The sequence below is a fragment of the Rhodococcus sp. IC4_135 genome (assembly GCF_011602025.1).
In the GTDB taxonomy this organism is placed as follows: Bacteria; Actinomycetota; Actinomycetes; order Mycobacteriales; family Mycobacteriaceae; genus Rhodococcus_F; species Rhodococcus_F baikonurensis.
The window spans coordinates 114205-125022 of the sequence record NZ_JAAOLG010000019.1 but is presented as its reverse complement, the minus strand read 5'-3'; the positions used below and the strand labels follow the sequence as shown (position 1 = coordinate 125022).

Annotated in this window: 9 protein-coding genes and 1 rRNA gene; 7 read left to right on the top strand and 3 right to left on the bottom strand. The window is 62.0% G+C overall.

What is annotated here, in order from left to right; translation table 11 throughout:
• Positions 1–8 precede the first annotated feature (8 nt).
• A 5S ribosomal RNA gene (gene rrf / locus G8767_RS26085) occupies positions 9–125 on the top strand.
• Between the two features lie 182 nt (positions 126–307).
• On the opposite strand, the gene G8767_RS26080 is transcribed toward rrf, so the two are convergent.
• Positions 308–1699 (bottom strand): PLP-dependent aminotransferase family protein, encoded by a 1392-nt coding sequence (locus tag G8767_RS26080; RefSeq protein ID WP_166812666.1) that lies wholly within the window; start codon positions 1697–1699, stop codon positions 308–310.
• Positions 1700–1748: 49 nt separating this feature from the next.
• Here G8767_RS26080 and G8767_RS26075 point away from each other — a divergent pair, with 49 nt between their 5' ends.
• The 4 genes from G8767_RS26075 to G8767_RS26060 all read left to right on the top strand — a co-directional run bounded on the left by G8767_RS26075 (position 1749) and on the right by G8767_RS26060 (position 5963).
• Positions 1749–2207 (top strand): carboxymuconolactone decarboxylase family protein, encoded by a 459-nt coding sequence (locus G8767_RS26075; protein ID WP_095973441.1) that lies wholly within the window; start codon positions 1749–1751, stop codon positions 2205–2207.
• Between the two features lie 694 nt (positions 2208–2901).
• A complete protein-coding gene (locus tag G8767_RS26070; RefSeq protein ID WP_346843042.1) occupies positions 2902–4299 on the top strand; it encodes a hypothetical protein in 1398 nt (465 codons plus the stop codon).
• A gap of 129 nt (positions 4300–4428) precedes the next feature.
• A complete protein-coding gene (locus G8767_RS26065) occupies positions 4429–5127 on the top strand; it encodes a class F sortase (RefSeq protein ID WP_166812658.1) in 699 nt (232 codons plus the stop codon).
• A gap of 38 nt (positions 5128–5165) precedes the next feature.
• On the top strand, positions 5166–5963 hold the full coding sequence (locus G8767_RS26060) for an SDR family oxidoreductase (RefSeq protein ID WP_166812656.1): 798 nt from the start codon (positions 5166–5168) through the stop codon (positions 5961–5963).
• A gap of 14 nt (positions 5964–5977) precedes the next feature.
• Here G8767_RS26060 and G8767_RS26055 read toward each other — a convergent pair whose 3' ends face one another.
• On the bottom strand, positions 5978–7099 hold the full coding sequence (locus tag G8767_RS26055) for a GGDEF domain-containing protein (protein WP_095973439.1): 1122 nt from the start codon (positions 7097–7099) through the stop codon (positions 5978–5980).
• A 175-nt stretch (positions 7100–7274) separates the two neighbouring features.
• On the opposite strand from G8767_RS26055, the gene G8767_RS26050 reads away from it, so the two are divergent.
• On the top strand, positions 7275–7919 hold the full coding sequence (locus G8767_RS26050) for a GntR family transcriptional regulator (protein WP_095973438.1): 645 nt from the start codon (positions 7275–7277) through the stop codon (positions 7917–7919).
• On the top strand, positions 7919–9193 hold the full coding sequence (locus G8767_RS26045; RefSeq protein ID WP_124569028.1) for an MFS transporter: 1275 nt from the start codon (positions 7919–7921) through the stop codon (positions 9191–9193). The genes G8767_RS26050 and G8767_RS26045 overlap by 1 nt, the downstream gene beginning before the upstream one ends.
• 47 nt (positions 9194–9240) lie before the next feature.
• On the opposite strand, the gene G8767_RS26040 is transcribed toward G8767_RS26045, so the two are convergent.
• Positions 9241–10812 carry a flotillin family protein gene (locus G8767_RS26040; RefSeq protein ID WP_166812654.1) on the bottom strand — a complete coding sequence of 524 codons (1572 nt, stop codon included), beginning with the start codon at positions 10810–10812 and terminating at the stop codon, positions 9241–9243.
• Between the last annotated feature and the right edge of the window lie 6 nt (positions 10813–10818).

Sequence of the window (10818 nt, the reverse complement as noted above, 5' to 3'; positions counted from 1 at the left end):
CATAGAGTTACGGCGGTCATAGCGAAGGGGAAACGCCCGGTCCCATTCCGAACCCGGAAGCTAAGCCCTTCAGCGCCGATGGTACTGCACTCGACAGGGTGTGGGAGAGTAGGACACCGCCGAACACACTGTAAGAGAAGCCCCCCAACCAGTCATGGTTGGGGGGCTTTCTCATACCCAAAACACCCCCCGACCGCGAGCGAACGGTACGTTCGTCGCCTCAGATCGACCGAACGTACCGTTCACTCGATCAGGGCAGGGCAGGGCAGGGCAGGGCAGGTGAACGGCTGGACAGAACCGACAGGCGTTATCGCAGAGCCGCCTGCAGCACCTCGCAGAGCACGTCCAGCGTCCTCGAGTACTGCGACTGCGTCGGCGTGCTGTAGCCGACGACGATGCCGTCACTGCCGACTGACGACACGTCGGGATGTCGGAAGACGGACAGCCCTTCGAGCCCGAGATCGCGCGCCTTGGCTGCTGCAAGCACAGATTGTTCGGTGCCGGAGGGAAGACGGATCACAGCGTGAAGCCCCGCGGAGATCCCCTCGACCCTGACCTGGGGTACTCGCTGCGCAAGGGTCGCAACCAGTTGATCGCGTCGTCGTCGGTACGAGGTCCGCATCTTTCGAATATGACTGTCGAATCTTCCGGACTCGATGAAGTCCGCCAAGGTCAATTGATCCGTTGAACTGACCCAGCGTTCGTAGGGTCCCTTTGTTGCGAGGACGGGATCGATCAGCCTGTCCGGCAACACCATCCATCCGATGCGAATGGCCGGCGACAGTGTCTTGCTGACAGTGCCCAGGTACGCGACGTGCTGCGGCGCGATTCCCTGGAGTGCGCCGACCGGCTTTCTGTCGTAACGGAATTCGCCGTCGTAGTCGTCCTCGATGATGACGCCGCCGGTAGTCGCGGCCCATTCGAGAGCGGTCGCGCGCCTCGCCGGTGTGAGGGGGCCTCCGAGGGGGAACTGATGGGTCGGTGTCAGCAGAACACTCTCAGCAGATGTTGACACCAATTCGTCTGTGCAAGTGCCTGATTCGTCGACCGATATGGGAATCGTCAGAAGCCCTTCGTCGACAAGTAGCTGTCGGTGCAGGTGAAGGCAGAAGGCATCGACGGCAATCGTTCCTCCGAGTGCGCGGGCAAGGAGGGAGATCCCGTGGCCCGAGCTGGCGCTGATCACAATGCGGTTCGGATCGACGCGAACGCCTCTGGTGCGGCTCAGGTATGTGGTGAGGGCGTTTCGGAGTTCTACTCGGCCCCTGGGATCAGTGGTTGCGAACGCGTCGGTCGGTGCGGTGGTTAAAGCACGTCTGGCGGACGAAATCCATGCAGTGCGGGGAAACGCAGACGCGTCCGGCGATCCGGGGAGAAGGCTGTAGGTCAAGCGACGTCGGGTCGGTGACGGCTCGACCTCGCGACTGTGTGTGCTGGCGAGTGTGGCGACCACGGTTCCGGAACCCGGCCGTGTGACAAGCCACCCAGCTGCGGCGAGCTCGGCGTAACAGTCCGCAACAGTGTTTCGGGCAACTCCGAGGTCGACTGCGAGTGTGCGGGAAGGTGGGAGTCTGGTGCCGGGCTTCAACAGTCCACTGTCGATCGCGTCGCGAAGCGTCTGAAGCAGCGCAGTGCGAACCCCGATTCCCTGTGGCAACTCGATATGTAGATCGAACCCAAGATTGGCCCATGAATTCATCACCGGATTGAACCATGTTTCGGGGTCTTTCCGGGATTACGGTTTGAGTATGACTACAGCAACAGGACAACGACTGGATATCGCAAAGCTGGCGCCCGAGGTCTACAAGGCCATGATTGCGTTGGATGCCGCTGCGCGAAAGGGGCTGGAGCCGACGCTCGTCGAGCTGGTACTCACGCGCGCGTCGCAGCTGAATCATTGTGCGTGGTGCTTGGACATGCATACGCGTGATGCTCGGAAGGTCGGAGTGACGGAGCAGAAGCTCTACCTACTGAACGCGTGGGAAGAGGCGCGAGGGATGTACTCCGATCGCGAACGCGCCGCGCTCGCTTTGACCGAGGCCGTGACAGTCCTTACCGACGGTTTCGTTCCGGACGAGGTGTACAGCGAGGCGGCCGCAGAGTTCTCGGACGAGGAACTGGCCCAGCTCATCAGCGTCATCTTGACGATCAATGCGTGGAATCGCATCGCGGTGACCACGAGGAAGGCGCCGCCGGTACGGAGCTGACCCCGAGCCGCATTCGTCACGTGCGATCGGCGACCGGCTGTCTCGGTCGGAGATCTGGGCAATCACTCCAAAGAGGACCAAAAGATTGCTTTCTGCTGTGAACAAAACCGACTGAATCTTTGAATGTGATGCAAATCACATAGCCTTGGGTCGGAAGGCTATGCCGGACGCCCGCAGATTGTCGGGATTCCGACAAAGCAGTCTCTGTTGAATTATCCACTGAAGGGGCCCGCCATGCGGGCCTCTTCTTTTGTGTGCGGACCGAAAGCGCCCCTTCCTGTGGGTTTCCCGGGAAACCGTGAGTTATCGACTGGCTAGCAGTCGAGGATTGCCGTGCTCTTCGAGGTTGGGTGAGCCATTTTTGGGTTGATCGTGACGGTTGTGCGGTTGGACAAGATTCCAGTCACCGACTCGGCTAACTTGTGGCCCGTAGCGCCTTGCGACGTTCGCCTGCTCGGAGCATGGGTGGACTTTCTTGAAACATGCACTACATTGCCATCTAGTAACTGGCCGGTTGCCAAAAGTAGCTGGCCGATCCTCTCGGAAGTGAGTGCTGGACGGCGTGGTCTTGGGATTCCAGGCAACCTCCCCGCTACCGAAATGTCTTGAAAGGGAAGCTTTGATGACTGTGTCTGGTTCACGGCGGAGACCGCTTGCTCTCCGACTCTCGCTAACCGCAGCTATTGCCGTAACGGTGGCCGGCAGTAGCGTTGCTTTTGCTTCGCCGGCCGTCTCCGCGCCACTGCCGGTGCGAACCGCTGCCGCTCCGGCGTTCACTGCCGGGTTGTGCGAGGGCACCGAGTACACACCCTCGGAGCAGATGCTCGACATCTCCGGCGTTCGACTGGACCATTACAACGACGGCAACATCGTGCCGATGTACGGCACCACCGATCGAGGTACCTCGACGGCGGTGGATACTCCGGTCTGCGGTGTCCGCGACGTCGACGGAATTGCGAAGTCGGAATGGATGTACTGCACGGACTTCGATCTCGATCCGTGTTCCGGCGTCGACGAAAATGGTTTGCCGGTCGACAAGCACAACGACGAGATGGGCGCGACGGTGCCGTCTTCGGGCAATCCCGATTTGTCGGCCGACGATCTCGCTGTCATCAGTTGGTTGCTGCAAAATCCCGCCAAACTCGACGGCACTGTTTCGGGCAATGGCAGTGAGAATGCACGTTCGGCGCGCCAGACGCTGGTGTGGTGTGTCTCGGACTACGACAATCCGCTGATGGCCGACTTCAAAGGCCTGTGCGACAGGAACATCGGCGCCGACGAGCGAGCTCGCATCGTCGAGATCATGAACGTGACGCAAACGCTTGACCTTGCCCGCAAGACGCCGGCGACGGGCACTCTGAAGGCCGGGGAGACCGCCGTCTTCACTCTGAACACGAATATGTACCGGAAGCCGATCACTGTTCAGTCCTCGGCGGGAACGGAACTCACTGTCTGTGGTGACAATGCCAAGGCGACGCTGAGTGGAAACCAGTTGACCGTTGACGGTCGCGGAGATGCACCGACTGCCGTTGATCTTTGCCTCGCCGCCGCAAACGCCGGGGACTACTCCGTGACCGCAAGTGTCATTCCGGATTCGGTCGAGAACCTGCACTGGAACACGGCCGGGGCAGAGTGTCAGATCTTCGCGTCGTTCGACACCGTTCGGCCGGCTTCGATGAATGCGTCTGCAAGCGTCGGATATGCCGCAGCGCCCACGACGACACCCGCAACAACGACACCAGCAACAACGACACCTGCAACCACGACACCGTCGACGACGACCCCGGCCACTACGACGCCTGTAACCCCGGTCGTTCCGATCGTGCCGATTGTTCCGATCGTGCCCATCGTTCCGATTGTGCCGGTCGTGCCGGTAGTTCCGGGTGTCCCTGTTCCCTCGCAGCCCGTTGCCACGCCTGCAACTCCGGCGCCGACGACTCCGAAGCCTGCCACCGGACCTCGCCCGGTTGCCATCGACGGTGGTGCTGCTGAACAGAATTCGGGCCGCAACGTCGCCGTCGCAGTGACCGGCCTCGGGCTTGTCGGAATGGCTGCTGCCGGAGCAGTTGCTCTCCGCCGCAAGCGTTCCTGACACCAGGCACATGCAGTAGACGTCGGCACCGATCACAGGCTGTGTGATCGGTGCCGGCACTGATCAGACGCAGGGGGCGTCAATTCGCAAGAGGTGCCGGGGGCACCTCATCCCGCAGGAGACAGTTCGATGACCATGTACGAGTCGGATCCCAATCCATCCAATCCATACGACGATCCCAACGATGATCGGCCCGCGAACACCGGCAAGGGGCGTCGTGTCGCGTACATCCTGGCCGTTGTCGCGGTGCTTGTCGCTGGTGCTTCCATGGCCTTCGTCGGCCTGCGATCATCCGATGACAGTGCCGCGATCCCGCTGAGTCCGGGAGTTGTCATGTCGCACTCCGCGAATCCGGCAGCGCCCACTGATGAGTTGATGACTCCCAACACCCTTTCGCTCGACCCGGTCGGGGTTCAGGCGCCGATCGTGGACGCCACCGTGCCGGAAGGAGTTCTCACTCCGCCGGAGAACGTCAAGAACGTCGGAATCTGGCTCGATGGTGCATCTCTCGATTCCGCCACCGGCACGACCTTGATTGCCGGACACGTCAATCTGACCGGCCAGGGTAACGGTGCGCTGTTCGACCTGGGCACGATCGAGCCGGGTGAAGTGATCCGTACATCAGACGCGACGGGCAAGAGCACGTCGTGGAAGGTGACTGCGGTTACGACGCGCCCGAAGGCCGATGGTGTGGAGGAAAGCGTGCTGACCGGCCCGGAAGGCCCTCGCAAGTTGGCAGTCGTAACCTGCGGCGGCGAACTGCAATTCGAGGATGGTGTGGGCAACTACGCCGACAACGTCTATCTGTACGCGGACCTGATGGTCTGACGCATTGGAAATCGTGCCCGTTGGATAGTGTCGCAGGTATGGATCTTCACCTGTCTGGAAAGCGTGCGATCGTTGCCGGTGGTAGCAAGGGGATCGGTCTGGCAATCGCCAGAGGTCTGGCCGCTGAAGGTGTCGACATCGCGATACTCGCACGCACTGAGCAAACGGTCGAAAGCGTTGCACGAGATTTGGTTTCGGAGTTCGGAATTCGTGCGATCGGAGTCGTGACGGATACACGCGACGACGACGCGGTTCAGGCGTCGGTGCGGCAAGTAGTAAAGGAGTTCGGCGGTGTCGACATTCTGGTCAACTCCGCAGCGACTCCGTTCAGCGCCGGAAAGCCGACGGATTTCGAGGCGACCACCGACGACGTCGTGCGAGACGAAGTCGAAGTGAAAGTGCTCGGGTACCTGCGAACCGCACGGGCTGTGGCGCCGTATCTGATCGATCAGGGTTGGGGTCGGATCATCAACATCAGTGGGTTGGGCGCGAGGCAGGCCACCTCGATCGCCCACACGATCCGCAACGTCAGTGTTTCTGCGCTGACCAAGAATCTTGCAGACGAGCTGGGCCCCAAGGGAATCAACGTCACCGTCGTCCATCCGGGTGTGACGAGAACCGAAAGGTTGACCGCACGGATTACCCGCGAGTCGGAAGAGTCGGGCCGCTCGGCGGCCGAGGTGGAGCGGGGTATCGCGACGAACTCGATACACCGGATCATCGACGCGGAAGAGGTGGCTGACGTCGTGACCTTCCTGGCATCGCCGCGAAGCATCGCTATCACCGGTGACGCAGTGGCAGCGGGCGGAGGAGTGCCGGGGCCGGTCTACTACTGAAAACTCGCGTGCTGCTACCTGCTCGCGGTGGTGACGATCGTGTGCACGCGTCCGCCGCCGAGTCTCTTGCTTTCGTACATCGCCGAATCGGCGACTTTCTGCATATCCGTGAACGCGGTTGCCCGCTCCTCACCTGCGGTCAATTTGTGTGTGCGCACGGCGATTCCGATGCTCGACGTCGACGGGATCTCGTCGGTATTCGAGTGCATGGCAGGCCCGATCGAGTCGAGCATCGGACCGATTGCCGGCACGGAAAGTCTTTGAGCGAGGATGAATTCGTCGCCGCCTACCCGCGCGACGACAGCATCGGCATGCGCCCAGGACGACAAGCGCTGTGCCACCCGAAGAATGATGCGATCGCCTACGTCGTGACCGTGGACGTCGTTGATCGTCTTGAACCTGTCGATGTCGATTGCGATCACCAGTAGGGCTGCCGATTCCTGGCGCTGGAACTCCGCGAGTACCTTCTCGACGTGGCGATCGAGGCCGCGACGGTTCAGGAGGCCGGTCAGGGGGTCGAGGTCGGAGCTGGATGCGTCCATGCTGAGCATCGTCAGCACGATCTGTGAGATGAACGCGCAGACCACAAGTGCGGTGACGACGACCAGCACTTTCGAAGCACCCAGTGCCGGATCGCGGTCCGGGCCGAACAGTATCGGCTGCGCCGCGATCCCGATTATCGTTACTGAAAAGACCAGGTGGGCAACCTGCAGCTTCGGGTTGTGGAAGTAGGCGATGTAGATGCCGATCAGCGCAAAAATGACGCAGGTGAGCAATCGTGCAAGCTGCGAGGAATCCCCGACCACGGAAATCGTGACTGCGATATCGCAGAACACCACGAATCCGAACGAGCGCCGCTTGGTCGGACCGAAGACCCACCAGGAGACTCCGACCACGAAGCACGAGATCACGACGACAGAGTTGAAGAACAGCGCGATAGTGCTCGTCGGGCCGGCGGGGCTGAACCGGTTGAGTAGCGCGCACACGCCCAACCCGATGACGATGATGCCAAGTAATAGCCGGGTGGCAGTGGTGAGGCCGTTGTCGCGAAGATAGCGAGTGAAGCGGTCGTATTGATCGGGAAGAGCTAACCACTCGCGGGTCAGCGTCCTCATGGACTTCATCTGCGACGTCATGAGTGCTTCAGTCTGCGAAGGCGGGAGTGTGCGCCATTCATCGCGAACTGACTCCTCGGCTGTCTGGCACCTTGCAATGCTAACTGGATCGATGCCGCATTGGACCGAGATGTTCGGATCGGCGACCCGCATGTCTGGGTTGGGCCAGCGTGAAGTATAAATACATCTTGTGTCTATGTTGTATTCCGCTTCCGAAACCGTCTTCCGCGAAGTCAAGGAACTGATCCTGTCCGGCGAGCTCGCCGGAGGGGAGTTGATCAGTGAGGGTGACATCGCCGCACGGACCAATGTGAGCCGAACGCCGGTGCGTGAGGCATTTCTGCGACTGGAAGCGGAAGGCTGGATGCGCCTCTACCCGAAGAAGGGGGCGTTGATCGTCCCGGTCGCGGACGGGGAGGCGGAACATGTGGTCAGTGCCAGGCAACTCGTCGAGACTCAGAGTGTTCGAGTGGTGTCGGTCCGACCCCACGCACGCGAAGCGCTTGTCGCAGCGTTGCGCGCGAACCTGATCGAGCAACGTGAGATTGCTGATCGCGGGGACGTTGCCGCGTTCAGCGCGATCGATGCGGATTTTCACAAGATGATCGTTGCCGCCGGTGGGAACCCACTGCTCGACTCGTTCTACGCGAGTCTGCGCGACAGGCAACGGCGGATGACAGCGCGGTCGATCTCACGCGACCCCGGCCAACTCTCTCGCATCCTTGTCGATCACACCGCGCTGACCGACCTTGTCGAAACAGGCGATGCCGACGGATACAACACTGCCGTACTCACGCACATGCGCCAGGTGCATGGACTCGGCTTCGAAGGAACTCTGTGATGAGCACCCAAACGATGGGCGCTGGGACCGCGGCCGAACCTCGTCTCGACAGTGCACGCGCCGACGGCGGAAAATGGCTGTGGCTGACCGTCGCCGCCAGCATGTTCGCTGCAGCGTGGGGTGGTAACGAGTTCACGCCACTGCTGGTGATGTACCGACTCGACCACGGCTATTCGCCGGTGATGGTCGACTTCTTCCTTTTCGCCTACGTGGTCGGGATCGTGCCGGCTCTCCTGCTCGGCGGACCGCTGTCCGATCGATTGGGCCGACGCCCGATCATGCTTCCGGCGCCGATCATCGCGATCGCCGGCTCGACGCTCCTTGCTTTCGGTGCCGACTCCGCCGCTGTCCTGATTCTGGGAAGGATCCTCTGCGGAATCGCCTTGGGGATCGGAATGGCCGTCGGCGGTTCGTGGGTGAAGGAGTTGTCCACGCAGCCCTGGGATTCGGCGGCGTCGGAAGGTGCGGGCGCCCGGCGAGCGGCGATGAGTCTGACCGCCGGCTTCGCTTTGGGTGCGGGTGCTGCGGGAATCTTGGCGCAGTGGGCGCCCATGCCGAGTGCGTTGGCGTACGTGCTGCACATCGTGATCACCGTGGTTGCGGGCGTGGCGCTGTGGCGTGCGCCCGAAACCCGGCCGGCGCAGGAGAAATCCGAGCGACGCAGGTTGATCGACGACCTCAAGATCCCCTCGGCAGGTCATCGCAGATTCCTCTACGTCGTTGTTCCCTTGGCCCCGTGGGTGTTCGGTGCTGCCAGTGTCGCGTATGCAGTGATTCCATCGCTGATGACCGGGCACAGTGGCGATGCGCCCGTGGCCTTTTCGGCTCTGCTGTGCATGGTCGCGCTGACGTGCGGGTTCGCGATTCAGTCATTGGGGCGCAAGATCGATACCGACCGCAGCGCGCGGGGCGCTCTGGTGGCGCTGGTGTTTCTGGTGGTCGGTATGGCGGCTGCCGCTCTGGTCGCGTCGACGCTGACCGTGGCGGTTGCGATCGTCGCTGCAGCGATTCTCGGCTGTGGGTACGGCATGGCATTGGTGTCCGGATTGCTGGAGATCCAGCGAATTGCGGGGCCGGATGATCTGGCAGGGCTGACGGCAGTGTTCTACTCGATCACCTATATCGGATTTGCCGTGCCGGCACTGCTGGCGATGCTGTCGGAAAGCATTCCGGCGCTGAGCTATACGGTGACGCTCCTGTTCGGATCCGTTGCCGCGGCTGCTTGCCTTGTGCTGATCCTCTTCAAGTCACGTTCGCATCTTCCGGCTCTCTGATGCCGCCGGCCCGCCGACTCCGGTGAGAGTCGGCGGGCCGGGATCAATCACGCGTCTACAGTTGCGGACCCGTTCTCAGAACTGTGAACCGAACTGTCTGCCGTACCAGCCGGAACCGATGCGGTCTTGTTCAAGCCGTTGAGCAATCCGGTGATATCGACGCCCGAGCTCTCCAGAGTTTCGATGACGCCGGCAATCACCTGGGGGCTGATGCCCAGGATCGAGCCGATCGAACCCTGCGCCCCGTCACTTCCCCCGACGATGGAGATGCGATCGATGTCGCCGACCGGCTTCGCTGCCGCCGCGGTGGCGTCGACCAGTGCCGCCAGAACGTCAGGCAGAGTGAGCAACTGCGCGGCCTGCGGGGTGTAGGAGTTGAGTGCCTCGGCGATCTGACGCTTACCCGCAGCCTCCGCTTCGAGTTTGGCGCGCAAACCATCTGCCTCGGCTTGCTGCTCGGCGCGAACTGCGTCGGCCGCTACCTTGCGGCCGTCAGCTTCGGCTTCCAGACGTGCTCGCAGACCGTCTGCGTCAGCCTGCTGCTCGGAGCGAACGGCGTCGGCGACGAGCTTTCGTGCATCGGCCTGAGCGCCACCGGCCTGCCTCGCGGACTCGGCCTGTGCCTGTGCGCGGAGGATCGCAGCCTGTCGCTCGCCCTCTGCGCGTGCGATGGAAGCTTGCCGTTCGGCCTCGGCCGGTGCGATGACGTCTGCCTGCAATGCGGCTTCCGATTGCTGGGCGCGTCGACGCTCGACCTCGGTGCGAGCTTCGACGCGGGCCGCCTCGGCCTGCTCACGTGCGATGCCGACGGCCTTCTCCGCCGTTGCCTGCGCGAGAGGTCCGGCCTGGTCGGCTTCGGCGTTCTCGGCTTCGGTCTGTGCTCGCAGACGAGCGAGTTCGACGTCGCGCTTCTGATTCGCGCTCGCGATCGCGGTGTCGGCTTCGGCCTGGGCGACGGACCCTGCCTGGCGCGCCTTTGCCGACTGGATCTGCGAATCACGTTCGGCTTCAGCGGTTCCGATCGCGGCGTCACGCTTGACCTCGGCGATTCGACGCTGACCGAGCGATTCGAGATACCCGTTGAAGTCGGAGATTCCCGCGATCTTGATGACATCGACTTCCATGCCGATGCGGGCGAGGTCGCCGCCGGCCTCCTCGACCACACTGCGGGCGAGGGAGTCGCGGTTGGAGTTCAGGTCCTCGACGGTCATGGTTGCGGTGATTCCGCGCAGGCTACCGGCGAGGATTTCGTTGATCTGCTGCTGGAGTTCGTCGAGGTCGGAGGTCAGGAATCGTTGCACGGCAGTCTGAACCGCTTCGTCAGCGGAGCCGATCCGTACCAATCCGACTGCTTCGACGTTGACCGGAACACCGTCGTTGGAGAGCGCGTTCTTGAGGTTGATGCTGACGTTGAACGGCTCGAGCGACATGATGTCGACGCGTTCGATGCCGGGAATCTTGAACCGGGCACCGCCGCGTACCACTTTCGGCTTGCCTCGACCGGTGAAGACCGCCACTTCGTTCGGCGGGACCTTGACGTAGTTCTTCACGTAGATCGCGGGGAGAACGATGAAGATGATTACCGCGACTACAACCGCAATGATGATGATTGGCAGCATGTATCG

What these genes read in the sequence shown, in the direction of transcription:
- G8767_RS26080 (WP_166812666.1), bottom strand. Translation starts at nt 1,699, where the DNA reads ATGAATTCATGGGCCAATCTTGGGTTCGATCTACATATCGAGTTGCCA.
- G8767_RS26075 (WP_095973441.1), top strand. Translation starts at nt 1,749, where the DNA reads ATGACTACAGCAACAGGACAACGACTGGATATCGCAAAGCTGGCGCCC.
- G8767_RS26065 (WP_166812658.1), top strand. Translation starts at nt 4,429, where the DNA reads ATGACCATGTACGAGTCGGATCCCAATCCATCCAATCCATACGACGAT.
- G8767_RS26060 (WP_166812656.1), top strand. Translation starts at nt 5,166, where the DNA reads ATGGATCTTCACCTGTCTGGAAAGCGTGCGATCGTTGCCGGTGGTAGC.
- G8767_RS26055 (WP_095973439.1), bottom strand. Translation starts at nt 7,099, where the DNA reads ATGACGTCGCAGATGAAGTCCATGAGGACGCTGACCCGCGAGTGGTTA.
- G8767_RS26050 (WP_095973438.1), top strand. Translation starts at nt 7,275, where the DNA reads ATGTTGTATTCCGCTTCCGAAACCGTCTTCCGCGAAGTCAAGGAACTG.
- G8767_RS26045 (WP_124569028.1), top strand. Translation starts at nt 7,919, where the DNA reads ATGAGCACCCAAACGATGGGCGCTGGGACCGCGGCCGAACCTCGTCTC.
- G8767_RS26040 (WP_166812654.1), bottom strand. Translation starts at nt 10,812, where the DNA reads ATGCTGCCAATCATCATCATTGCGGTTGTAGTCGCGGTAATCATCTTC.